Annotated in this window: 22 protein-coding genes and 1 tRNA gene; 11 read left to right on the top strand and 12 right to left on the bottom strand. The window is 70.8% G+C overall.

Annotation, left to right across the window (positions count from 1 at the left end):
* Positions 1–96: 96 nt before the first annotated feature.
* From Q8W67_RS17500 to Q8W67_RS17510, 3 genes are all read right to left on the bottom strand, one after another.
* Positions 97–279, bottom strand: coding sequence for a DUF3606 domain-containing protein (locus tag Q8W67_RS17500; RefSeq protein WP_305547856.1), 183 nt, complete (start codon positions 277–279; stop codon positions 97–99).
* 217 nt (positions 280–496) lie between these two features.
* Complete coding sequence (locus tag Q8W67_RS17505) at positions 497–1,663, bottom strand: alpha/beta fold hydrolase (RefSeq protein WP_305547858.1); 1,167 nt, start codon at positions 1,661–1,663, stop codon at positions 497–499.
* A 39-nt stretch (positions 1,664–1,702) separates the two neighbouring features.
* The gene (locus Q8W67_RS17510) at positions 1,703–3,907 is read right to left on the bottom strand and encodes an ATP-dependent RecD-like DNA helicase (protein WP_305547860.1); all 2,205 of its coding nucleotides are present in this window, start codon (positions 3,905–3,907) and stop codon (positions 1,703–1,705) included.
* 155 nt (positions 3,908–4,062) lie between these two features.
* On the opposite strand from Q8W67_RS17510, the gene Q8W67_RS17515 reads away from it, so the two are divergent.
* Complete coding sequence (locus tag Q8W67_RS17515) at positions 4,063–4,911, top strand: metal-dependent phosphohydrolase (RefSeq protein WP_305547863.1); 849 nt, start codon at positions 4,063–4,065, stop codon at positions 4,909–4,911.
* 199 nt (positions 4,912–5,110) lie between these two features.
* On the opposite strand, the gene Q8W67_RS17520 is transcribed toward Q8W67_RS17515, so the two are convergent.
* The 7 genes from Q8W67_RS17520 to Q8W67_RS17550 all read right to left on the bottom strand — a co-directional run bounded on the left by Q8W67_RS17520 (position 5,111) and on the right by Q8W67_RS17550 (position 9,817).
* Positions 5,111–5,202: transfer RNA gene (locus Q8W67_RS17520), tRNA-Ser, on the bottom strand.
* Between the two features lie 12 nt (positions 5,203–5,214).
* Positions 5,215–6,069, bottom strand: coding sequence for a glycosyltransferase family 2 protein (locus Q8W67_RS17525; protein ID WP_305547865.1), 855 nt, complete (start codon positions 6,067–6,069; stop codon positions 5,215–5,217).
* Positions 6,066–7,334, bottom strand: a complete 1,269-nt coding sequence (lysA, locus tag Q8W67_RS17530) for a diaminopimelate decarboxylase (RefSeq protein ID WP_305547867.1) — start codon at positions 7,332–7,334, stop codon at positions 6,066–6,068. The genes Q8W67_RS17525 and lysA overlap by 4 nt, the downstream gene beginning before the upstream one ends.
* A gap of 155 nt (positions 7,335–7,489) precedes the next feature.
* Positions 7,490–7,831, bottom strand: coding sequence for a lipoprotein (locus tag Q8W67_RS17535; protein WP_305547869.1), 342 nt, complete (start codon positions 7,829–7,831; stop codon positions 7,490–7,492).
* Between the two features lie 139 nt (positions 7,832–7,970).
* Positions 7,971–8,273, bottom strand: a complete 303-nt coding sequence (locus tag Q8W67_RS17540; RefSeq protein ID WP_305548053.1) for a 3',5'-cyclic-nucleotide phosphodiesterase — start codon at positions 8,271–8,273, stop codon at positions 7,971–7,973.
* 127 nt (positions 8,274–8,400) lie between these two features.
* Positions 8,401–9,111, bottom strand: a complete 711-nt coding sequence (locus Q8W67_RS17545) for a hypothetical protein (protein ID WP_305547871.1) — start codon at positions 9,109–9,111, stop codon at positions 8,401–8,403.
* A gap of 94 nt (positions 9,112–9,205) precedes the next feature.
* On the bottom strand, positions 9,206–9,817 hold the full coding sequence (locus Q8W67_RS17550; protein WP_305547873.1) for a DUF1134 domain-containing protein: 612 nt from the start codon (positions 9,815–9,817) through the stop codon (positions 9,206–9,208).
* Between the two features lie 180 nt (positions 9,818–9,997).
* Here Q8W67_RS17550 and Q8W67_RS17555 point away from each other — a divergent pair, with 180 nt between their 5' ends.
* Complete coding sequence (locus Q8W67_RS17555) at positions 9,998–10,510, top strand: YHS domain-containing (seleno)protein (RefSeq protein ID WP_305547876.1); 513 nt, start codon at positions 9,998–10,000, stop codon at positions 10,508–10,510.
* Here Q8W67_RS17555 and Q8W67_RS17560 read toward each other — a convergent pair.
* Both Q8W67_RS17560 and Q8W67_RS17565 read right to left on the bottom strand, forming a co-directional pair.
* On the bottom strand, positions 10,491–11,375 hold the full coding sequence (locus Q8W67_RS17560) for a 3'(2'),5'-bisphosphate nucleotidase CysQ (RefSeq protein ID WP_305547878.1): 885 nt from the start codon (positions 11,373–11,375) through the stop codon (positions 10,491–10,493). The two genes, Q8W67_RS17555 and Q8W67_RS17560, sit on opposite strands and share 20 nt — an antisense overlap.
* Before the next feature lie 91 nt (positions 11,376–11,466).
* Positions 11,467–14,397 carry a bifunctional [glutamine synthetase] adenylyltransferase/[glutamine synthetase]-adenylyl-L-tyrosine phosphorylase gene (locus Q8W67_RS17565; protein WP_305547880.1) on the bottom strand — a complete coding sequence of 977 codons (2,931 nt, stop codon included), beginning with the start codon at positions 14,395–14,397 and terminating at the stop codon, positions 11,467–11,469.
* A gap of 474 nt (positions 14,398–14,871) precedes the next feature.
* On the opposite strand from Q8W67_RS17565, the gene chpT reads away from it, so the two are divergent.
* From chpT to Q8W67_RS17610, 9 genes are all read left to right on the top strand, one after another.
* Positions 14,872–15,582, top strand: coding sequence for a histidine phosphotransferase ChpT (gene chpT, locus Q8W67_RS17570; RefSeq protein ID WP_305547882.1), 711 nt, complete (start codon positions 14,872–14,874; stop codon positions 15,580–15,582).
* Between the two features lie 102 nt (positions 15,583–15,684).
* Positions 15,685–18,417: a hybrid sensor histidine kinase/response regulator gene (locus Q8W67_RS17575; protein ID WP_305547883.1), complete on the top strand. Its 2,733-nt coding sequence runs from the start codon at positions 15,685–15,687 to the stop codon at positions 18,415–18,417.
* A 45-nt stretch (positions 18,418–18,462) separates the two neighbouring features.
* Entirely contained in the window at positions 18,463–18,954 is a 492-nt protein-coding gene (locus Q8W67_RS17580; protein WP_305547884.1) for a chemotaxis protein CheW, read from the top strand.
* Between the two features lie 11 nt (positions 18,955–18,965).
* Positions 18,966–19,358, top strand: a complete 393-nt coding sequence (locus tag Q8W67_RS17585) for a response regulator (RefSeq protein WP_305547886.1) — start codon at positions 18,966–18,968, stop codon at positions 19,356–19,358.
* A 43-nt stretch (positions 19,359–19,401) separates the two neighbouring features.
* Positions 19,402–20,598: a chemotaxis-specific protein-glutamate methyltransferase CheB gene (gene cheB, locus Q8W67_RS17590; protein WP_305547888.1), complete on the top strand. Its 1,197-nt coding sequence runs from the start codon at positions 19,402–19,404 to the stop codon at positions 20,596–20,598.
* A complete protein-coding gene (locus Q8W67_RS17595) occupies positions 20,595–21,461 on the top strand; it encodes a protein-glutamate O-methyltransferase CheR (RefSeq protein ID WP_305547890.1) in 867 nt (288 codons plus the stop codon). Before cheB ends, Q8W67_RS17595 begins: the two co-directional genes overlap by 4 nt.
* Before the next feature lie 231 nt (positions 21,462–21,692).
* Positions 21,693–22,334, top strand: coding sequence for a hypothetical protein (locus Q8W67_RS17600; protein ID WP_305547892.1), 642 nt, complete (start codon positions 21,693–21,695; stop codon positions 22,332–22,334).
* Positions 22,335–22,615: 281 nt separating this feature from the next.
* Entirely contained in the window at positions 22,616–23,632 is a 1,017-nt protein-coding gene (locus tag Q8W67_RS17605; RefSeq protein WP_305547894.1) for an asparaginase, read from the top strand.
* 6 nt (positions 23,633–23,638) lie between these two features.
* Entirely contained in the window at positions 23,639–24,172 is a 534-nt protein-coding gene (locus Q8W67_RS17610) for an isochorismatase family protein (protein WP_305547896.1), read from the top strand.
* The last annotated feature ends 6 nt before the right edge of the window (positions 24,173–24,178 follow it).

The following is a 24,178-nucleotide window of genomic DNA, read 5'->3' on the forward strand; positions in this document are numbered from 1 at the left end:
CGCGCTCGGCCTCTGTCCTCGCTTCATCCCCAACTCCTCTGGTCCCAGCTGATCCTCTCAATCAGCTCGGTCCAAAGCCAGCCGGTCAGGTCACCCCTACCGCTTCTTGCCCAACTCGACGGCGATGTCCTTCGTCATTCGGCCGACCTTCCGATGCGCCACCGTCAGCTGGTCCTGCGTGACGCCCCAGCGCTTCATCCAGAACTCGACCGCCTTGCGTTCCGACAGATCGAGTCGGTCCTTATCGATGAAGCCACGCTTGTCCTTGAGGCCGGCCATGGGGAATCCTTTTTGGTTGGTGACATCGGTCCAGGAAAGAAGCTCGCGACGGACCTTTTGGGGACGGGCGCGAGACATGCGGGGGAATCGCATCGATGCCTAGGCCCATTCGGAGCCTCAGCTCGCCGCTGAGTGCGACCGAGGTGGCGAACGCTTGGCGGGCCTATCTCTGGCAGACCTATCTCAAGAGCGACAAGGCGGGCGTTTGACGTTCCGATCAAGCCCGGAGGACCGTGCCGGCTGCGGAGCGACGGAGGAATGCGAGAAGCAGGTCGGAAACAGCCTGCGCCTGCTCCTGCTGCACCCAATGGCCGGCACCCTCCACGAATTGACAGCCGTGAAAATGGACGCAAGTCCGCGCGCGCATCCGCTCCAGCGCGCCGGGTGCCTGAAACGGACCCCAATCGCTGCGTCCAGCTACGAAGAGCGCTGGAACCTCGATTTGCCGACCGGCGAATCGCCCAAGGTCGCGTGCGAGGCTCCCGTCCATGCGGCAGCGATAGCCCTGTAACGGCCCCTGGAAGCCAGTGCGCGCGTACTCGGTCGCGTAGACGCCGAGGTCCCGGTCGGTGAGCCACGCGCAGCCGGCGCCCCCGTCCTCCGGCCCTTCGAGCGCCACGGTCTCGGGCATGCTCCGGCCGAGGTCCATCACGTAGTAGGTCGGCATCTGCGCGAGCGCCTCGGCTGTCCAGCCCGCCAGCTGATGCGGCGCGTTGCCCGGCCAGTCGGCGCTCTTGTAATGGAAGTAGGCGCGCAGGAACGCGGCGACCTGCGCCGGGCTGCCGTCCATGTCGGGCGCCGCAGCCGGGGAGGCGAAGTAGCGGTGGTAGTGCTCGCGCGGGCGCGGCAGACCGGCCAAAGCGGCGTGGATCGGATCCTGCGCGGGCGGACACAGGCTGTCCGCCAGGGCGTCGAGGGTGGGGGCCCCCGCAAACGGCGCGCTCATCAGGACGACCGATCCGAAGACGTCGGGCCGGGCCAGGGCACAGAAGCCCGCGACCCACGAACCGAAATCGTGCCCGATCACCGCCGCGACCCGCTCGTGGTCCAGCGCCGCGAGCAGGCAGAGCAGGTCGAGAAGCAGGTTGTGCATGCGGAAGGGGGCGAGGTCAGCTTCGTAGGCGACAGGCCCCGCCGCGGTGCGCCCGTAGCCGCGCAGATCCGGGGCGACGACGTGGTAGCCGGCCTTCGCGAGGGCAGGCATCACCTTGCGCCAAGAATAGGCCAGTTCGGGGAAGCCATGCAGCAGCAGGAGGCAGGGCCGGCCGGGATCCTCGTGCCCGGCTTCCAGCAGGTGCATCCGCAGGCCGTTAATGTCCTCAACGAAAAGCGCGCGGATGTCCGCGGGCAGAACGGCAGCGTCGAGCGGCGGCAGGTCGGTCATTCGCCAAGCCTTCGATTGCATTGCTGTTCGTAACAGCCGTTACTGAAGCTGAGCCGTTGCACTGAGCCATTCCCGAAGCTTGGTCCAGCGGGGCCGCATGTTGGCGCCGCGAACCGCGATACCGAGCGCCTTGCGCTGCGCGAGCAGCACAACGAGTCGCTTGCCGCGCGTCACGCCCGTGTACAGGAGGTTCCGCGCCAGCATCGTCCAGTGCTGCATGGCCAGTGGAATCACCACCGCCGGGTACTCCGAGCCCTGCGACTTGTGGATGGTCGTCGCGTAGGCCGGTACCAGCGTGTCGAGCTCGCCGTAGGGGTAGACCACCTCGCGCCCGTCGAAATCGACGATCACCGCCCCCTCGTCCTCATCGATGCGCGCCACCGTGCCGAGATCGCCATTGAACACCTCCCGGTCGTAGTCGTTCTGGCTCTCCATCACCCGATCCCCCGGCGAGAAGCGCCAGCCGAATCGCTCCACCGAGATAGAGGGGTTCGGGTTCAGCACCGCCTGGAGTTCATGATTGAGGTTGCGCGCGCCGAGCACGCCGCGCTGCATCGGGGTGAGCACCTGCACGTCGCGCACCGGGTCAAGACCGAAGCGAGCGGGGATGCGCCGTGTCACCACCTCGATCAGCGTCGCCACGGCGGGCTCGGGCTCGTCGATCTCGATCAAGTGGAAGTCGCTGTCCGCGCCCCGCGCAGCCGGTTCAGGCATCTTGCCGGCGTTGATCCGGTGCGCGTTCACGACGATCCGGCTCTCAGCCGCCTGCCGGAACACCTCGGTCAGCCGCGCCACCGGGATCGTCCTCGAGGCGATGACGTCGGCCAAGACCTGCCCGGGCCCGACCGAGGGCAGCTGGTCAACGTCGCCGACGAGGAGCAGCGCGGCGTGCTCCGGCACCGCCTTGGTCAGGGCGTTCATCAGCGGCACATCGACCATCGAGGTCTCGTCGATCACCAGCAGGTCGCAGGCGAGCGGGTTGTCCTCGTTGCGTGAGAAGCCGCCGTGCTTCGGGTCGATCTCCAGCAGACGGTGGATCGTCTTGGCCTCGAGCCCGGTCTGCTCGGTCATGCGCTTGGCCGCCCGGCCGGTCGGGGCGGCAAGCAGGACCTGCACGCCCTTCGCCCGCAGGATCCGCAGGATCGTGTCGAGGGTCGAGGTCTTGCCCACGCCCGGACCGCCGGTGATCACTGCGAGCTTGGCGCCGAGCACCCGGCGGACGGCTTCCCCTTGCGAGGGCGAGAGCGTCTTGCCGGTTTTGTCCTGGACCCAGGGCAGCGCCCGGGCGAGGTCGATGTCCGCCCAGGGCGGTGGACCCTGCGTTCGGCGGAGCAGCCGCTCGGCGATCATCCGCTCGGCGGCGTGCAGCCCAGCCAGGAAGATGCACGCCTTATCGCCGAGGATGTCCTGCACGACCTCGCCGGTCTCCAGCACGTCGAGCAGCGCCGAGCGGATCAGCGCCGCCTCGACGCCGAGCAGGTCGCCCGCGAGCTTGATCAGCTCCGCAACCGGTAGGGCACAGTGTCCGCCGTCGGTCGCCGTCTGCAGGGCAAACGAGATGCCCGCACGCAGCCGCTGCGGCGCGTCCGGGGTCAGCCCGAGCTTCATCGCGATGGCGTCGGCGGTCTTGAAACCGATGCCGCGGATGTCCTTGGCCAGCCGATACGGGTCTTCGGTCATGACCGCTATGGCGTCGTGCCCGTAGGTCTTGAAGATCCGCACCGCCCGCGCTGTACCGACGCCGTGGGCGTGCAGGAACAGCATGATCTCGCGCACGGCCTTCTGCTCGGCCCAGCCGGCGATGATGCGGGCGGCGCGCTTCGGGCCGATGCCGGCGACCTCGGGCAGCCGCTGCGGCTCGGCCTCGATGATCTCAAACGTGCCTTCGCCGAACGCCGCGACGATGCGCTTGGCCATGGCCGGACCGATGCCGCGCATGTGGCCGGAGGCGAGGTACTTCTCGATGCCCTCCACCCCGGTGGGCGGCGTAACCTTGAGAGTGTCGGCCTTGAACTGCACGCCGTGCTGGCGATCCGTGTGCCAGATGCCGGTGGCGGTGATCCACTCGCCGGCCGCGATGGCAGGGGCGTGGCCGATCACCGGGACGAGGTCGCGCTTGCCCCGAGCCTGGACCTTGAGCACGCAGAAGCCGGTCTCGGGGCTGTGGAAGGTGACGCGCTCGATGGTACCGGCCAGCGCCTCGATCTCGGGACCGGCCGAGCCGGGAAATGCGCGCGCAGCCACGACGGCTATGAGATCCTACGAGCCTGCCCCGGAGTCTGACACCCAACATTCCGCAAGGCGCTTTGCCCAATATGGGCCGCCGCTCACTTGATGTCATGATGCTGATCGACACAGCACGCCGTGTGGGCGTTTGCTCGATTTACGAGAGACAAGTCATGTTCGACGTGACGAAGATGCTGGCCGACGCGCTGGGCGAGCACCTCGCACTCACCTACCAGCGCACCTTCGGCAGTCGTGAACCACGTTTCGCCGAGGTGATCGAGGCGTCCGCACGTCTGACCATCGAGCGCATCGTCGGCAGCGACGCGCTCTATCACGACGGCGACCACACCGCCCTCGTCACGCTCGTGGCTCAGGACATCCTGCGCGGCCGGTTCCTCGACAAGGGCATCACGCCGGAGGATTGGCTGCACATGATCCTGGCCGCTCTGTACCACGACATCGGCTACGTGCGTGGCGTCTGCTCAGGTGACCGGGCGAACGCCTTCGTTATCGACGCGCAGGGCACGACCATCGGTTTGCCGCGCGGCGCCTCGGATGCGGCGATGGCACCCTACCACATAGAACGCTCGAAGTTGGCGGTGCAGGAGCGCTTCGGCACGCATGACCTCGTCGATGCGCAGCGGGTGATGCGGGCCATCGAGTTGACCCGTTTCCCCGTGCCCGCGGACGATGAGCACCAAGAGACTGGGACCGAAGCCGGCTTGATGCGTGCGGCGGACCTGATCGGGCAACTCGGTGATCCACTCTACCCGCGCAAACTGAACGCGCTGTTCCACGAGTTCGCCGAGGTCGGCCTCGACGACCAGCTTGGCTATGCCAGCCCAGCCGACCTCGCGGAGCAGTATCCGGCGTTCTTCTGGGGCAAGATCGAGCCGGTCATCGGCGACGCGGTTCGCTTTCTCGATCTCACGGTGGAGGGGCGGAGCTGGGTGGCCAACCTCTACAGTCATGTGTTCGCAATTGAGCATGACCGCCGCCGCATGGGTCCCCACCCCGGCTGAGCTGCAAAAGTAGCTCTCAGCGATATCGGACATGATGAAGCGAGCGACGAGTTTCACCCTCGCGCGCGCGAAGCCACATCGTCCATTTGTGTCCGGTACGAGCTGGTACAAGCCGCTTTAAAATGTGGGGCGAAACGTGGGTGGGGCGTACCAGCTGTTTGGTTTTTGCAAGCTATAACAGGTGCTTGGGCCACATCAGTGGCGGAGACGGAGGGATTCGAACCCTCGATACCCCTTTCGGGGTATGCTCATTTAGCAAACGAGTGCCTTCAGCCGCTCGGCCACGTCTCCGGCACCTTGGCTCTAGAAGGTCGGATCGGACGGGTCAACCCGATCGGCGTGGGTTGCTGCGCGGCGGCGGCGTTCGTAATGCTTGGCGATGCGCAGATGCCGCGAGATCGCGTAGTTCATGGCCGTCAGGAAGCCGTAGGTTCCGCGCACGAAATGGCGGCGGCCGAGATAGGCTTTAAGGAAATTGCCCGGCAATTCGACGAAGACACGCCAACTCGGGATCACCACACCTCGCGCCTCGAGGTCGTCCGCCTGCTGGTCGGAATAGCGGTTGAGCTTGTCGAGCTGGTCGCCGAGCGAGCGCACCGAGAAATGGTGGATCACGCCCCTGAGGCGCCCGGGCTTGACCCCGGGTTCCAGGGCGACGCGGTCGTGGACCGGGGAGGCGGAATAGCGCCCCCGGTCTTTGCGATAGAGCCGCACCGGGGTGAGCGTGTAGGCGAGGGGATGCGGACGGCCCTCGCCCGGGAAGATCTCGGCGATGCCGATCCGCCAAGCCGGCCGGCGCGGCTCACCCGCCGCGAACAGGGAACGGACCTCCCGGGCGAGATCATCCGGTACCACCTCGTCGGCGTCGAGGTTCAGCAGCCACACGTGGCAGCATTGCTCCTCGGCGAAGCGCTTCTGCGGGCCATAGCCCGGCCAAGGGTTGTGGATCACCCGGGCGCCGAGCGAAGCCGCCAGCGCCTGGGTGCCGTCGGTGGAGCCCGAATCGACCACCACGAGGTCGTCGGTCAGGCCGCGCACCGCGCGGATCGTCGCGCCGATCCTGTCCGCCTCGTTCTGGGCGATGATGAAGATCGACAGCGGCAGGCTTTCACTGCCGGTCGGGTCGGACGGGGATGAACCCACCGGAGCCCCGCTCAATCCAGCCAGTCCGGCACCCGGTCGAGGGCGATCAGCGCTTCGACATCCACCCGCGGGCGCACGACGGCCGCCCGGTCGGCGCGCACCAGCACCTCCGGCACCAGGGGGCGCGTGTTGTAGGTGCAGGCCTGGACCGCCCCGTAGGCGCCCGCGCTCATCACGGCGATGAGGTCGCCGGCCTGTACCACCGGCATCTCGCGGTTGAGCGCGAGGTAGTCGCCGCTCTCGCAGACCGGGCCGACCACGTCGGCGACCATCCGGGGTGTCTCTGCCGCCGGCTCGGCGACCGGGCGCAGGCCGTGATAGGCCTCGTACAGGGTCGGGCGGATCAGGTCGTTCATCGCCGCGTCGACGATCACGAAGGTGCGCCCCTCCGCGTGCTTCACGAACAGCACCCGGGTCAGCAGGATCCCGGCATTGCCGGCGATCATCCGGCCGATCTCGAAGACCGGCCGCAGGCCCAGGGGGGCGAAGTGGGGCCGCAGGGTCGCCGCCAGGGCAGCGGGATCGGGGGGCGGGGCATTGTCGTCGCGGTACGGGATGCCGAGGCCACCGCCGAAATCGATGTGGCGCAGGGGATGCCCCGCCGCCATCAGCTCCCGGGCGAGGTCAGCGAGCAGCCGCGCCGCGTCGGCGAACGGCGCCAGATCGGTGATCTGGCTGCCGATATGCATGTCGACGCCGTGGACGGCGAGTCCCGGCAGGGCGGCCGCCGCGGCATAGACCGCAGGCGCCCGGGTGATCGGGATGCCGAACTTGTTCTCGTATTTGCCGGTGGAGATCTTGGCGTGGGTGCCGGCATCGACGTCCGGATTCACCCGGATCGAGACCGGTGCCTTCAGGCCGAGGTCCAAGGCCGTCTCGGAGAGGAGGGCGAGTTCCGGCTCGCTCTCGACGTTGAAGCAGTAGATGCCGGCCTTGAGTGCCGCCTCCATCTCGGCGCGGGTCTTGCCGACGCCGGAGAACACGACCTTGGCCGGATCGACCCCGGCCGCGAGGGCCCGATGCAACTCGCCCCCGGAGACGATGTCCATGCCGGCGCCCTGGGCCGCCAGGGTCCGCAGCACGGCCTGATTCGAGTTCGCCTTCATGGCGAAGCAGACCAGCGCGTCGTCGCCCGCGAAAGCCTGCGCGAACACGCGGTAATGCCGCTCCAGGGTGGCGGTGCTGTAGCAGTAGAACGGGGTGCCCACGTCCGCGGCGAGGCTCGTCAGGTCGACGTCCTCGGCATGCAGGCGCCCATCGCGGTAGTGGAAATGGTGCATCTCGGCCGTGTCTCTCCAGCACGCCGGAACGCGGGCTGTTTCCCGTGAAACATCCCGGCCGCCCGTCGGCGCGGGCGCTCTCCGTCGGCGGGGGCCGGTCCATCGAGCGCGCGCGACACGACTTGGGCGCGGAGCGGCGCTCCGGCCACCGCCCTCTACAGTAGCGGATCCAGAATGAAAGGCTCCTTGGGGATCCTGTAGCCGCGCTTCGCCCCGCGGCTGGTCTCGACCGGCGCCCCCGTGCCGCCCGGCGGAACGGCAGCCCCGGAGAGCTCGTCTCCGGCCCGCACCGCGGCCGCCTCCGGCTCGGCCACGCCGCCGCCGAGGCCGACGGAGACCGGAAGGGATCTGCGGCCGTTGACCGAATCGGCTCTCGCCGGCGCAACCGGGGCCGAGGCCTGGGGCGGCTCGAGGGCGCCCCGCCGCCCGCAGGCGGAGACCGCCAAGGCGACGAGGCCGGCCGTGGCAAGGAGCTTCAGGGCGGGGGACGACGACATCGCGCGAGGATCCGGCGGGCTCGGCACCGGCGATCGAGGGCCGGCGGGAGCGCTACCTTAGCCGTTGCCGCGCGCCGGCGCGAGCGTGGACCCGCCACAGGGGTTCCTGCTTCGGTCCAAGCGTCCCCGCTCTTCGCCCTCAGCCCCGCCGTTCCTTGCTGCCCTGTGCGCCCTGCTTGCCTTTCGCCGGCGCATCCTGCCCCTGCTGGGCCTCGTAGGCATCGATGGCGCGGCGGCAGTTCTCGCTGAGTTTCTTCCAGTTCTTCTGGAAGCACGCGTCGGTAGCAGGATCGTCAGGAGCCAAGTTGCCACAATAGGTCAGGTAATCGCCGGTGCAGTATTTCTTCAGGGTTTCGTTGCCGCGCTTCGACTGCTGCGCCGTTGCCGGCAGCGTCAGGGCAAGGGCCGCCGCGACGGCGAGAACGATCGGCTTCAAGCGCATGGGGATACGTACCATCTGTCGGAATCAGGAATTTCGGGACAAGTCCGGGTTGCGATGATGCCTTTGCATGGTCGAAACAAGGCGGTCATCGAACGTTTCCGAGCCGGGATTGGACTTCGGCAACGGCTCAGACGCGCTCGGGCTCCGGGGCCGGGAAGGCTGCCTTGGGTAGTCGCTCCTGCCCCGTCAGGGCGTCGGCGACCTCCGTGATCCGCCGGCGCAGATCCGCGTTCTCCCGCTCGACCCCCCCCTGGCGATCCGCCAGCATCCGGGCCAGCGCTTCCTCGGCCGCCTTCAGGCTGGCGCGCAGATCGTCGCGCTCGGCCGTCAGGGCTCCGCGCGCGGCATCCCCGTCCGGCGGCAGGCCGGTACCCGGGCCCCGCCGCACCGCCAGCAGGCTGTCGAGCAGGTCGGCATGGGCCTCCTCGAGCGCCTGGAGCGTGGCGAGGCTCGCTGTGCCGTCCTCGCGCGCGCCGCCAAGCTCGGCCTCAAGTTCCCAGGTCTTGGCCTGCGCCTGCGCGATCTCGGCCTCCCGGGCGGCCACGTCGCGCGCCAGCGCCGCGGCCCGCATCGTGCCGGCTCCGATCGCCGCCAGGTCGGCGTGGCGCTTGGCCTGCACGGTCTCGACCCTGCGCTCCAGCCGGCGCTGCTGCACGGCGAACTGTGCGCGCAGGAAATCGCGCTCGGCGGCGATCTCGGCCGGTGACAGCGGCAGGCGCGCCTCGGCCCGCCGACGTGCGAGGCGCGCGGCGCGCGCATTCAGCGCGGGAAGCAGCAGGAGGCCGCACAGGCTGGCCACCAGGAAACCCAGCGCGAAGATCAGTGCCGTTTCGATCACGAGGGAGCAGCCCGCGCATTCGGCCGGAAGACCCGGCCCGTCTCCAGTCTAACCCAGGTCGGTCGCCAAGGTGAAATTCGGCCGCGCTCATCAATCAGAACGGGTTCCAGGTCGGCTCCCGGGTGAATTTGAGATAGCCGACATTGATGCCCAGGCGGGCGCCGACACCGCTGCGGATCGGCACCACGATGATGCGGTCGTTCACCACCGCGGTCATGCCGAAGCCGCCGACCAGGTAGGCCGAACCGTCGACGCCACCGAAGCGCCGGAAGAGGTCGCGCACGTTCGGCAGATTGTAGACCAGCATCATGGTGCGCGCGCCGTCGCCACCCACGTCGAATCCTAGGGAGGGGCCCTGCCAGTAGACGCGTCGCTGGCCGGCATTGCGGGTGTAGAGCGTGCCCTCGCCGTAGCGGACGCCGGCCACCACCGCCCCCGAGCCCTCCTGGCCGAGGATATAGCCGTTCGGCTCGCCCCAGCGTCGCCCGGCCTCCTCGACGGTGAGCGCGAGCCCGCGCGAGACCGTGCCGAAGAAGCGATGGCCCGATTCGACGATCTCGCCGGGGCGGAACGTCTCGGGTGTATCCAGATCTTCGCCCCGTGCCCAGGCCGCGCCCGCGGTGCCGAGGGGCGCGCCGAGCGCCAGGGCGAGGCCTGCGCGGAGCAGTTGGCGCCGGTGGGTGCCGCGATCGTCTCGTGCCGTCATCGTTGCCTCCTCGCCCGGTTCGACTAACGGTTCGCGTGCGCCGGACGCGTGCCGCCGCACACCCCGCGAGCCCGCACCTGCGGCCGGGTGCGGCCTCGGGACTGTCGTCGCCGGGCCGGACCTGTCCGCCGGGCCGGCGCGGGCCGCTGAGTCGGACCAGCTTCTGGGGAAAATCGCAAGATGTGGTTAACGCGCCCTCACCCGGTCCCGGCTCCGGCCCGCATCCCGGCCCTGGTGCTGTCGGCGCTCCTGACGGTGGCCTTCGGGCGTTCCGTCCCCGCCGCGGCCGAGCCGGCGGAGTCGCCGATCGAGCTGCTGGCACTCAACGGGTTCGACCCGGTCAGCTACTTTCTGAAGGGAGGGCCGGTGGCGGGCACCGCGCGATTCGAGCTGTCCTGGGGCGGCCGGGTCTGGCGCTTCGCCAGCGGCGCCGACCGCGCGGCCTTCCGCGACAATCCCGAGGTCTACGCCCCGCGGCTCGGAGGCTACGACGGTCTCGGGGTCCTGGACGGGCGCCTCGTCGACGCCGACCCCCTGGTCTTCGCGGTGATCGGCGAACGCCTCTACCTGTTCCGGGACGCGGGGCGGCGCGCCCGGTTCCTGGGGGAGCCCGGGCTGGCCGGGCAGGCGGAGGCGGCTTGGCCGGGCCTGCACGATCAGCTGGACATCCCCCCTAGGGATTCGCCGCGGTGAGCCGCCGCTCCGGCGGCCGGCCGGTCCCGCACGACGCGGGCAGGGTGAGGACCGCGGCCAGGGCCGGGTCGCCCAGGGCCGCGAACGGACCGTTTCGGTAGCCGGCTCCGTAACGTCCGTACAGGACCGGACCGCCACCCGGGATCACCACGCAGCCGCCCGCCACCGTGACGAGATGGTCGCCCGCCGCGGTGTCCCATTCCATGGTCGGTCCGCAGCGGACGTAGATGTCCGCCTCCCCGGCGGCGATCAGCCCGAACTTCAGGGCGGAGCCGACTTGGCGGATCTCCAGCACGGGCAGCGCCGCGAGGCAGGAGGCGGTCTCGGGATCACCGTGGCGCCGGCTACCGAGGGCCACGAGGCCGGCCTGTGGCGCCGGGCGGGCGTGAACCGCCCGGCCCGTACCCGGCCGCCCCGCGACCACGGGCGCCTCGGAGGCGGCGGCTCCGGCCCACCAGACCCGGCCGAGGCCGGGGGCGGCGAGGGCGGCCGCCACCGGGCGCTCGCCCGCCACGAGCGCGATGTTGACCGAGTAGTCCGGCGTCCCGGCCAGGAAATCGCGGGTGCCGTCCAGCGGGTCGACCAGGAAGAACCGCTCGGGCGGGGGCGCTGCGAGGTCCGGCGCCCGGGCGCTCTCCTCGGCGACGACGGCGATCCCGGGAAACCGCGCAGCCAGGGCCGCGACGATCAGCGCCTCGGCCTCGACATCCGCGGCGCTCGACGGCGAACCGTCCGGCTTCAGGGTATGGGGGCAGGGCGCCCGGTGATAGCGGCGCAGCACGTCGCCCGCCGCGCAGGCGATCTCGGCGAGCGCTGCGGCGATCCGCTCGCGCTCCGGCTCCGACATCGTCGCCGCGCCCGTCATGACTCCTCCCTGGGTCGGACTGCATGCCCGAGCGGGGACGGATTGTCGACCAGCCGCTTCGCGCCTCGGGCCGGTGCAGAGTTCGCGTGTCTCAGGCTCCGGAGGTCGCCGCCACCGAGCGCTTGATCCGCGCCAGCAGCGCGCAGGTCCTGCGCCGGTGGCGGTGCAGCTCCGCCGCGAGGCTGCGCGCATCCGGCAGGCCCACGGCCTTCGCGATCTGCCGGGCCGCGCTCGCTGAGGGGTCGGAGCCGGGATCCGCCAGCACGAGCCGCTGCCACTGGTAGACCGCATCGAGGAAATCGTAGGTCTCCGCGAGGGGTTCCGCCTGGGCGGCCGGCATCAGGCCGCACGCGCCGGCCCGCCGCAGGACCTCCGCGCCGGAGAGGCCGATGCCGTCGCGCCAAGCGTGGCCCAGCACGATGGACTGGGCGAGGAAATCGAGGTCGAACAGGCCGCCGGGCGCGAGCTTCAGGTCGTGCGGCCCGGCATGGCCGCGCTCGCGCGCGACCAGGGCCCGCATCGCCCCGGCCGCGGCGCAGACCTGGGCGGGATCCCGCGGCTGCGCGATCACGGCGGCGATCCGGGCCGTGACGATCGCACCGAGTTCCGGATCGCCCGCCACGACCCGGGCCCGGGTCAGGGCCATATGCTCCCACGGCTCCGCGGCGTCGCGCTGGTAGGCGGTGAAGCCGTCGAGCTGCACGGCGGGCGGGCTGTGGCTTCCGTAGGGCCGCAGGCGCAGATCGACCGCGTAGAGCCGGCCGCGCCGCGTGGCGGTGGTGAGCGCCGCGTAGAGGCGCTGCGCCAGGCGATTGTAGGCCACCACGGCGTCGACCGGGCGCGGGCCGTCGCTCATCCGGTTCTCCGGGTCGAAGTCGTAGAGGAACACCAGATCGAGGTCGGAGACGGCGCTGAGCTGCCGGGATCCCAGCCGGCCCAGTGCCAGGACGCAGCACCGCCCCTTCGGCACGGCTCCGTGATCCCGGGCGAACCGGAGCCCCTCCGTCTCCAGGTTCAACGCGATGGTCGCTTCGGCGATGGCCGAATAGGCCTCGCCCGCCTGATGCGGCGTGATGATGCCGGACAGAAGGCGCGCCCCCGTGACGAAGACCAGCTGGCGCGTGGCGTCCCGGCACCGGTCGAGGAATTCCTCGTGGCTCGCCGGCTGGCCGACCAACGCCCGATACTGGGTGCCCACCTGTTCGGGATCCGGCGCCGGCGCGACGAAATCCGGGTCGAGCACGGTGTCGAGGACATGGGGACTGAGGCTGACGGTGTCGGCGAGGTGGGGCGAGGTCCCGAGGATATCGGCGAACAGGAGGCGCAGGCGCTCGTGCGAGCGCAGGATGGCGAGAAGTTCCGCCACTGCGGGCATCCGCGCGAAGGCCCGGTCGAGGGTGAGCAGCGCCGCGTCCGGGTCGGCGGTTCCCCCCAGCGCCCGCAGCAGGCCCGGGAGCGTCTCCGCCAGGATCTCCCGCGCCCGCCCGGCCCGGAGCGCCGGGCGGCGCCCGACATGCCAGCCCTGCACGGTCTCCCAGGCCAGCCGGGGATCGCGGAACCCGAAGGCCTCCAGGGCCGCCAGGGTCGCGGGGTCGGCCTCGCTCTCGCCGAAGACCAGGCGATCCTCGCCCGATCCGTCTCCCGGCCGCGTCTCGAACAGCAGGGCGTAATGGGCCTGGACGCGGCCGGCATGGTGGAGCAGCGCCGCCTCGAACGCCTCCCTGCTGGCAAAGCCCGCGAAGGCCGCCAGGGCGTCCAGCGCCGCGTCCCCGGTGGGTAGGCGCTGGGTCTGCTCGTCCCGGACCATCTGGATCCGGTGCTCGAGGGTGCGCAGGAACCCGTAGGCCGCCGTCAGCTCGTCCCGGGCCTGCCCGTCGATCCAGCCCTCAGCGACGAGGCGCGCGAGCATCGCGACGGTTCCGCGCCCCCGAAGCTCCGGCTTGCGGCCGCCGAAGACGAGCTGCTGCGTCTGGACGAAGAACTCGATCTCCCGGATGCCTCCGCGGCCGATCTTGATGTCGTGGCCCGCCACCGTGATCGTGTCATGCCCGCGGACCAGGTGGATCTGCCGCTTCATGGCGTGGATCTCGGCGATGGCCGCGAAGTCGAAGTGCCGGCGCCAGATGAACGGCGCGAGGCCGGCCAGGAACGCTGCGCCGGCCGGGAGGTCGCCGGCGACCGGCCGGGCCTTGATGAAGGCCGCGCGCTCCCAGTTCTGCCCGAGCGTCTGATAGTATTCGAAGGCGAACCCGGTGGAGAGCGCGACCGCGGTGGAGCCCGGATCCGGGCGCAGCCGGTAGTCGATGCGGTGGACGTAGCCGTCCGCGGTGCGCTCGGACAGGAGCTTCACCAGGCCCTGGGCGAGCTTGACGAAAAACGCCTTGGGATCCGCGCTCGCGACGGCCGCGGCGCGCTCGGCCTCGTAGAAGACCACCAGGTCGATGTCGCTGGAATAGTTCAGCTCGCGGCCGCCGTGCTTGCCGAGCCCCAGGATGACCAGCCCGGAATCGACCTGCGGCGCCTCCGGATCCGGCGGCCGGAAGCGCCCGGCCGCCATCCCCTGCCGGAGCAGCGCATCGGTCGCCCCGTTCACCGACGCGTCGGCGAAATCGGACAGGGCCCGGGTGACCGCGTCGAGGTCCCAGCAGCCGCCGAGATCTGCCAGGGCGACCAGGAGGGCATGCGCCTCCCGGTTCCGGCGCAGCCGGCGGCCGACCTCGGAGAGGTCGGGATTGGCGCCACACGCGCCGCCCACCGCGCGCTGCCGCGCAATGATCGCCCGGCTGGCGGCCTCCGGCGGCTGCTCCATCAGGGCGGCGAGACGCTCCGGCGACCGGGTGACCGCCTGCCAGAGGAACGGCGAATGGTCTGCCAGCCCGAGCAGCAGCGCCCGGCAGGCCGGGGTCAGGAAGCCGGCGGCGAAGGCCGGTTCTATCGCGGCCAGACGGTCGCGCGCCGCCTCGGGATCGGTGAGCCGCAGGCTGGGGCGCAGGCTCTCGCGCAGGGTGGGTCCGGGCAGCATGCGACCGGCCTGCCGCCTCAGTGGGCCCGGCCGGGCGCGGGCGACCGGGCGACGGCCGCCCTGCTCCGGACTTCGGTCTCGCGTCTCACGGGGGCTCCTCCCTGGATCCGAATCCTCTCGTCAACACGCTCCTTCGCCGAACCGGGTGCCGCTTCGGCGGCGGGCGCTCTGGACGATGGCCGGCACCGTACACGATCCGGCCCGTCCCTGTCCGGTGCTGCCGTGATGCCTCCGGGCCGCGGCCCGATCCCGGCGCCTCCCGAACCGGCCGCGCGTCCCGGTAACGCTTTGCAAAGCTGACCGTGGCGTCTATCCGTGCGGACCGGTCCATCGCGCCCGGTCTGGCCCGCGGGCCGCGCGGGATTGTTCGCGGGGACTCGACCGCCGCACCGGGCGGCCGAGGATCGGCGGCCCCGGATCGGGGCCCGGCCCGCAGATGTTTCGACCTTCAGACCCGCCCGCCCGGAGCGCACCATGTCCTCCCCGACCTCGCCCATCCTGAACCTCGACGGCCTCGACCTCGCCGCCCTGCTCTGTTCCCGCGTCTGCCACGACGTGATCAGCCCCGTCGGCGCGATCGTGAACGGGCTGGAGGTCCTGGAGGACGACCAGGACGAATCGATGCGCACCTTCGCCCTCGAGCTGATCGGCAAGAGCGCCCGGCAGGCCTCGGCCCGGCTGAAATTCGCCCGGATCGCCTTCGGGGCGGCGGGGTCCGCCGGCGCCTCGATCGATCTCGCCGACGCCGAGGGCGTGGCCAAGGGCATGTTCGTCGACGACAAGACCAAGCTCACCTGGAGCGCGCCGCAGGCCCTGTTCCCCAAGAACAAGGTCAAGCTGCTCCTGAACCTCGTGATGATCGCCACCTCGGCGATCCCGCGGGGCGGGGTGATCGACGTCACCGTCTCCGGCGCGGGCGAAGCGCCGACCCTCGTGCTCCGGGCCAAGGGCTCGCATGCCCGCATCCCGCCCCATGTCGAGGAGCTGATGGCCGGCAGCCCCGAGAGCGGCACGGTCGATGCCCACGCCATCCTGCCCTTCTATGCCGGCCTCGTGGCGCGGGCCGCCGCCATGGAGGTGCGATTCGCCATCGAGGGCGACGAAGTGACGATCACGGCCACGCCGACAGTGATCGAGATGCCCGCGGAAGCAGGCGACGAAGCTTCCGACACGGCGCTCGCCTGAAAATCTCAAAAATCGCGCGGCGGGGCGGGAATCGAAACGCTTCCCTAACCCTGCGCGAGTAAGTAAGTTACGCGAGAGCCTCTCCGTGTAACGAGTATCGCTATGGACGACCTGCTTCGTGAGTTTCTGACCGAGAGCGGGGAACACCTCGACACGGTTGATGCCGAGTTGGTTCGGTTCGAACAGGACCCGAATAACGAGACGATCCTGCGGAACATCTTCCGACTTGTGCATACGATCAAGGGTACTTGCGGGTTTCTTGGTTTGCCGCGCCTCGAAGCCTTGGCTCACGCCGCCGAGACCTTGATGGGCCGCTTCCGCGACGGACTGCCCGCCACCTCCCAATCGGTGACGCTGATTCTCTCGACCCTGGACCGACTCAAGGCGATCCTGGCCGACCTGGAAGCCACCGGCAGCGAGCCGGCGGGCTCGGACGACGATCTGATCTCCGCCCTGGAAGCCATGGCAGAGCCCGCGGCCGTCGCGGCGCCCCCGCCCGAGCCGGTGCTGCCGGACCCTGTCGCGCGCGAACTGAAGCCCGGTGAGGTGACCCTGGACGAGCTGGAGGCCGCCTTCATGGCGGCGCCGGGTCCGGACGAAGCGGGTTTCGCGGCCCCGGTCGAGGCGCCCGAGCCCGTGTTGCCCAAGCCCGCGCCGCCCAAGCCCGCGCTGCCCAAGGCCGAGGCGCCCAAGGCCGAGCATTCCAGGACGGAGGCCGCCGAAGCTGATTCGGCCAAGGCCGAGCCGGCTCGGGTCGAGGGGGCCGAGGTCGAGACGACGGCGACCGGCAAGATCCAGACGATCCGCGTGAACGTGGACACCCTCGAGCACCTCATGACGATGGTCTCGGAGCTGGTGCTGACGCGCAACCAGCTCCTGGAGATCGCCCGCCGGCACGAGGATTCGAGCTACAAGGTTCCGCTCCAGCGCCTCTCCCACGTCACCGCCGAGCTGCAGGAAGGCGTGATGAAGACGCGCATGCAGCCGATCGGCAACGCGTGGCAGAAGCTGCCGCGCGTCGTGCGCGACCTCTCGGCCGAACTCGGCAAGCAGATCGACCTGGTGATGGTCGGCGCGGAGACCGAGCTGGACCGGCAGGTCCTCGAGGTGATCAAGGACCCGCTGACCCACATGGTCCGCAATTCGGCCGATCACGGGCTCGAATCGACCGCCGGGCGCGTGGCGGCGGGCAAGCCCGCCCGCGGCACGATCCGGCTCGCCGCCTATCACGAGGGCGGCACGATCACGATCGAGATCGCCGACGACGGCAAGGGCCTCGACCTCGCGGCGATCCGCAGGAAGGCGGTGGAGCGCGGGCTGGCGCCCCAGGCCGACGTCGATCGGATGACCGACGCGCAGGTCGCAAAGTTCATCTTCCACGCCGGGTTCTCGACGGCGGCGGCGGTCACCTCGGTCTCGGGCCGCGGCGTCGGCATGGACGTGGTCAAGACCAACATCGAGACGATCGGCGGCATCATCGACATCGCCACCACGGCGGGCCGGGGCACGACCTTCACGATCAAGATCCCGCTCACGCTGGCCATCGTCGCAGCGCTGATCGTGCGCGCCGGCGAGCATCGCTTCGCCCTGCCGCAGGTGGCCGTGCTCGAACTCGTGCGGGTCGATGCCGGGGCGCAGCGGGTGGAGCGCATCAACGGCTCGCCGGTTCTGCGCCTGCGCGAGCGGCTGCTCCCGATTGTCTCGCTGACCGGCCTGCTCGGGCAGTCGAGCGGCCACGCCGAGGGCGCGGAGACCGAGCAGGCCGGCTTCGTGGTGGTGGCCCAGGTCGGGCGCCAGCGCTTCGGCATCCTGGTCGACGAGGTCTTCCACACGGAGGAGATCGTCGTGAAGCCGATGTCGGCCAAGCTTCGGCACATCCCGATGTTTGCCGGCAACACGATCCTGGGCGACGGCGCCGTGGTGCTGATCGTCGATCCCAACGGCGTGGCCCGGCAGGTCGCCCAGGGCGTCCAGGGCAGCGCCGGCCACGCCGAGGCCGAGGCCGATACGGTGGAGATCGGCGACACCAAGACCACCCTCTTGGTGTTCAAGGGCGGCCAGGGCAGCTTCAAGGCGGTCCCGCTCTCCCTCGTGACGCGCCTTGAGGAAATCGAGTGCGACAAGGTCGAGTGGCTCGGCGGCCGCCCGCTGATCCAGTATCGCGGGCGCCTCATGCCGCTCGTCCCGGCCGATCCGGCGATCACGATCCGCTCGGAGGGTACGCAGGCGCTGGTGGTGTTCTCCGACGGGGAGCGCGCGATGGGCCTCGTGGTCGATGAAATCGTCGACATCGTCGAGGAGCGCCTCGACATCGAGATCGCGGCGGATCGCTCGGACCTGATCGGGTCGGCGGTGCTGCGCGGCCGGGCCACCGACATCATCAACATCGCCCATTTCCTGCCGCTGGCCTACGACGACTGGGCGCGTGGCCCGAAGCGGCCGGAGCAGATCTCCACGCTCCTGCTCGTCGACGACTCGGCCTTCTTCCGCGACATGCTGAGCCCGGTCCTGAAGGCTGCGGGCTATCAGGTCATCACGGCGTCGAGCGCCGATGCCGCGATGACGACCCTCCAGGCCGATCCGCGGATCGAGGTGGTCGTCACCGACCTGGAGATGCCGGGGCGGAACGGCTTCGACCTCGTCGCCGCGATGCGCGGCGCGGAGCCGCGGCTCGCCGGCCTGCCGGTGATCGGCCTCACGGGCACCGTCGGCACCGAGTCGGTGGAACGGGCCCGGGCGCTGGCGATCAGCGACCTTGTGGCCAAGTTCGACCGCAGCGGGCTGATCGCGGCGCTGGCCGAGATCAGCACCTCGAAGGTCTCGAAAGCCGCCTGATCCCCGCGCCGCCCGCCATACGACGATCGAATCCGGAGAGTTCTGATGCAGGCTGCCAACGCCAACGGCACCGAGACCGGCGCCACCGACGACTTCGTCACGGTTTTTGTCGGTGAGACCCTGTTCGGGCTGGCGATCGAGCGGGTCCACGACGTGTTCGTGCCCTCCGGCGTGACGCCGGTGCCCCTGGCGCCGGCCGAGATCGTCGGCTTGCTGAACCTGCGCGGGCGCGTTGTCACCGCCCTGTGCCTGCGCCGACGCCTGGGGCTGCCCGACGCCGAGGCCGACGGGGACAAGGCCAAGCGCAAGATGGCGATCGGCCTGGAGCAGGGGGGCGAGACCTTCGCGCTCGTGGTCGACGGCGTCGGCGAGGTGCTGAAGCTCGGCGCCGACAGCCGCGAGGCGGTGCCGATCAACCTGGACCCGCGCTGGCGCAACCTCGCCACCTGCGTCCACCGCCTCGACGGGCGCCTCTTGGTGATCCTCGACGTGGACGCGCTCCTGGGCTTCAGCGCTGCCGGCGCGCAGGCGGCTTGAGGAAAAGGGCTATGAAAGCTCCGCACGAGACCACCTGCCTGGTGGTCGACGATTCCGCGGTGATCCGGAAGGTCGCGCGGCGGATCATCGAGGCCCTGGGCATGACCGTGAGCGAGGCGGAGGACGGCAACGCCGCGCTCGAAGCTTGCGCGGCGCACATGCCCGACGCGATCCTGCTCGATTGGAACATGCCGAACATGGACGGCTACGCCTTCCTCCAGGCCCTGCGCCGGAGCGAGGGGGGCGAGGCTCCGAAGGTCCTGTTCTGCACCACCGAGAACGACGTCGGCGCGATCGCCCGTGCTCTCCGGGCGGGGGCGGACGAGTACATCATGAAGCCGTTTGACCGCGACATCCTGGCGGCCAAGCTCGAGCAGGTCGGCCTCGTCGCAGACGCGGCCTGAACCGGCGCCGACCACGCGCGACCCAGCACCCGAGGCAATGATCATGGCCCTGAGCCCCGCGGTCGCACCGCTTCGCAGTCCAGCAGCGCAAACCGCCCCGTCCTCGGCGTCCCCGATCCGGGTCCTGGTCGCCGATGATTCCGCCGTCGTGCGCGGCCTCGTCGCCCGCTGGATCGCCGAGGCCGGATTCGAGGTCGCCGGAACCGCCTCCAACGGCCGCATCGCCCTGGAGATGTTGGCCAAGCACGATCCGGATGTCGTGCTGCTCGACATCGAGATGCCCGAGCTCGACGGCACGACGGCGCTGCCGCGCATGCTGGCGATGAGCCCGAACCTCCAAGTCGTGATGATGTCGACGCTGACCACGCGGAACGCCGACATCTCGCTGAAATGCCTGGCGCTCGGCGCGGTGGACTACATCGCCAAGCCCGAGAGCAACCGCGGCGTCACCACCTCCGACATCTTCCGGGCCGAGCTGATCGAGCGCGTGCGCGTGTTCGGCGCGGCCCGCGCCCGGACGCGGCGTCTGCATCCCGCCCCGGGGGCCGCGCCGGCCCCCGCTCAGGCCGCGCCCGTCCCGTCGCCCTCGGTTCCATCCCCGCCGCGCCCGGCAACCCCCTTCACCCTCCGCCCGAAGGCGCGCAACCGCACCCCGCCCCGGGCCCTGCTGATCGGCTCCTCGACCGGCGGCCCGCGGGCGGTGGGCGAGATGCTGGAGGGCATCGGCGCCGCCACCCTGCGCCGCCTGCCGGTCCTGATCGTGCAGCACATGCCACCGATCTTCACGGCCGTGTTCGCCGAGCACCTCTCGACCCGCACCGGGCTGCGGGCGGCCGAGGGCAAGGCCGACGAGCGCCTGGAGCCGGGCCGGATCTACGTCGCGCCGGGCGGGCGCCATATGGGGCTCGTGACGGGACCGAACGGCCCCACGATCCGTCTGACCGACGGGCCGCCGGTGAACTTCTGCCGCCCCGCCGTCGACGTGCTGTTCAACGACGCCGCCGCGGTGTTCGGGGCGGCGACCGCGACCGTGATCCTCACGGGCATGGGCTCGGATGGGACCAACGGCGCGCGCACGCTCACGGAGGCCGGCGGCCCGGTCCTAGCCCAGGACGAGGCCACCAGCACCGTCTGGGGCATGCCTGGCAGCGTCGCCCGGGCCGGCTTGGCCGAGGCCGTGCTTCCGCTCCCCGAACTCGCGTCGGCGCTGCGCGCCCTGATCACGGGCCAGCCGACATGACCGAGCTTGAATTCGAATACCTGCGCGCCTTCCTAAAGCAGCGCTCCGGCCTCGCGCTCACCGCCGAGAAGCGCTACCTCGTCGAGAGCCGGCTGACCCCGGTCTGCCGCCGCTTCGGGCTCGCGAGCCTCGGCGATCTCATCGGGGCCCTCAAGCTTGCCCAGGACGGGGCGATCGAGCGGGCCGTGGTCGAGGCGATGACCACGAACGAGACCTTCTTCTTCCGCGACCGCATCCCGTTCGACCTGTTCCGCGACACGATCCTGCCCGAGGCCCTGGTGCGCAACGCCAGCCGGCGGCGGCTGCGGATCTGGTGCGCGGCGGCATCCACGGGCCAGGAGCCCTACTCGCTGGCCATGCTGCTACAGGAGGCCGCGCCCCGGCTCGCCGGCTGGCAGGTCGAGATCGTGGCCACCGACCTGTCGACCGAGGTGATCGAGAAGGCCAAGCTCGGCCTGTACAGCCACTTCGAGGTCCAGCGCGGCCTGCCGGTGCAGTGGCTGATCAAGTACTTCACCCAGGTCGGCGAGCAGTGGCAGATCGCCCAGAGCCTGCGCGGCATGGTCGATTACCGCCAGCTGAACCTGCTGCACAGCTTTGCGTCGCTCGGCCAGTTCGATGTGATCTACTGTCGCAATGTCCTGATCTACTTCGACGCGCCAACGAAGTCGGACGTGCTGGCCCGGCTCGCGGCCCAACTCGCGCCGGGTGGCGCCCTCCTGCTCGGGGCGGCCGAGACGGTGATCGGCCTGACCGACCGGCTCATCCCGAACCCGAAACAGCGCGGCCTCTACGGCCACGCCGATCCGGTGGCGCGCCCGGTCGAGATGGTGCCACCGTTGCGCGTCGCCGCCGGCGTCTGAGCAGCGGGCCACCGAGACGGCGCCCGTCGGACCGTGCGCGATAGCGCCGTGGACCCATCCCCCGGCCGGATCCGACCCGCGCATCGTCCTGCCTGGCGCATCCAGGACGATGCGCCGTCGTGGTGCGGTGCACCGCCTGTTGCCGAAACCTGCCCTTAAGAACCGCGTGGGTAATTTGCACACGGACCCGCGGCCGGGCGATCCCGGCAGCTCCGTGCCCCGAGCGTTCCCATGAGTACCGTCTCGTCCACCACCACGTCGCAGCTCTACGCGCAGCGGCTGCCGCCTGCGCCCCAGGGTTCCGGTAAGACCCGGATGACCGCCACGATCCGCAGCGAGCTGTCGGCGGGCACCCTCAGCGGTACCGACGCCACCGCCCTGACGAGCGCCCTGAGTTCGATCGATTCGAGCCTGTCGTCGGACCGTTCCGCCTCGACCTCGAGCGGCAGCGCGACGGATGCCAAGCTCGATCCGTCGTCCATGAAGGACCGGATCGACAGCCTGATCTCCGATCAGGTCAGCAGCGGCAGCCTGACCAGCGACCAGGCCACCGAGCTGAAGTACCTGTTTTCCAGCGGCGGCCGGTCGACCCAGACCGCCGACGCCACGGGTTCGGGCGCCGGCGCCATCTCCGATGCCGGCGAGCCGCCTCCGGCGCCTCCCCCGGGCCCGCCGCCGGGCGGCAGCGCGTCCGACAGCGCCTCGGACGGGACGTCGTCCACCGGCACGTCCAGCAGCGCGTCCGCCATCGACCTGCTCTCCACATTCATCCAGCAGCTGCAGAGCAGCCAGTCGAGCAGCGGGAGCTACGGGGCGAACGGCACGGGCAGCAGCACCAACATCTCGGCCCTGCTGTTCGATTTCCAGAGCTGAGACCGGGGCCGCGGAGCCGGCACGATCGCTCCGCGGCAGCCGGCGGGGTCCGGGCCCTGCCGCGCTTCGCGTCCATGCCGGCGCATCTGCCCGTGCACGGCCGCCGCCGGGACCGTGATGGCGCGCTCCGTCGCCGGGCGCATCGCCCGCCTGCGTGGAACGGGGTCGACCGCGGCCGAGGGAGGCGGCATCAACCCCCTGCGCCCTCGCGTGGCCGGCGGACGGCCAAGAGCGGCCGAATACGGCCAAGGGCGCCCAAGAGGGCGGTCGGGAGACACGGCATGGCGGCAGGACACGGGACGCGGTTGCCCAAGGTCGCGTTCATCGGCACGGGCGGGACGATTTCCTCCCTGGGGCGCGACGCCCTCGACATCCTCGACTACACCGCCACCGACCGGCGCCTGGACGCGGGGGCGATCCTGGATGCGGTCCCTGAGCTGTCCGCTGCCGCCAGCGTAATCCCGGTCCCGTTCCGGGCTGTTCCGAGCCCGGCGATCGGCTTCGCCGCGTGGCGCGACCTCGTCCTGCTCTGCGAGCGCCTCGCGACGGAGCACCCGGATCTCGCCGGTATCGTCATCGGGCACGGCACCGCCACCCTGGAAGAGACCGCCTACGCGCTCAGCCTCACCCTGACGGTCGATCTGCCGGTGGTGCTGGTCGGTTCGCAGCGGCCGATGAGCGCGCTCTCCACCGATGCCAAGCTCAACCTCGTCGCCGCGGTGCGCACCGCGGCCGCGCCGGCCTCCCGCGGGCGGGGCGTGCTCGTGGTGCTCAACGACGAGATCCAGGCGGCGCGCGAGGTGACCAAGACCTCGGTGGCCCGGCTCCAGACCTTCCGCACCCCGGATTTCGGGGTGCTCGGCCAGGTCGACGGCGACAGCGTCCGGTACTACCGCCGCTCCGAGCGCGCGCATGCGCCGGGCACGCCCTTCGATATCCGCGCGCTGCCGGCGCTGCCCCGGGTCGACGTGTCCTACGGCTACGCCGATGCCGACGGCACCGCGGTCCGGGCGTTCCGGGCGGCGGGGGCGCGCGGCCTCGTCTCGGCGGGCCTCGCCCCCGGGATGACGCCGCCGGCCGAGGCCGAGGCCCTGGAGGAAGCCGCTGCAGCCGGCATCGTGGTGGTGATGTCGACCCGCGCCGGGAGCGGGGTCGTGCCGCTCACCAGCCGCCTGCGCGCGCGCGGCCTCCTCAGCGCCGACAACCTCACCCCGCAGAAGGCCCGGATCCTGCTCGCCCTGGCGCTGACCGTGACCGCGGAGCCGGAGGCGATCGCACGGCTGTTCGCGACCTACTGAGACCCGATGCCGCTGATCGATCCCACCCGCGCGCTCCTCCTCGTCATCGACGTGCAGATCCGGCTGATGCCGGCCATCGCCGACGGGGCCGGGGTGATCGCCAACGCCGGCCGCCTCGCCGCGGCCGCGAGGCTCCTCGATGTGGCCGCCCTGTTCACCGAGCAGAATGCCGGGGGCCTCGGGGCGACCGTGCCGGAGCTGGTCCCCGAGCCCGGGGCGGCGTTCCCCAAGATGAGCTTCGGCGCCACGCAGGCGCCGGGCTTCCTCGACCGGCTCCCCGATGATCGCGATCTCGTGGTGACCGGCTGCGAGGCGCATATCTGCGTGCTGCAGACGGTGCTCGGGCTGCTGGAGGGCGGGCGGCGCGCCTACGTGGTGGCCGACGCAGTCGGCTCGCGCCGGCCCGAGAGCCGGGACGCGGCTCTTGCCCGGATGGCGGCCCACGGCGCCGAGATCGTCACCACCGAGATGGTGGTGTTCGAGTGGATCGGCACCGCCAGGCACCCGCGCTTCCGCGAGGCCGTCAAGCTGATCAAGTGACCCGGG

Origin of the sequence: Methylobacterium sp. NEAU K (assembly GCF_030700285.1) — a bacterium.
Taxonomy (GTDB): Bacteria; Pseudomonadota; Alphaproteobacteria; order Rhizobiales; family Beijerinckiaceae; genus Methylobacterium.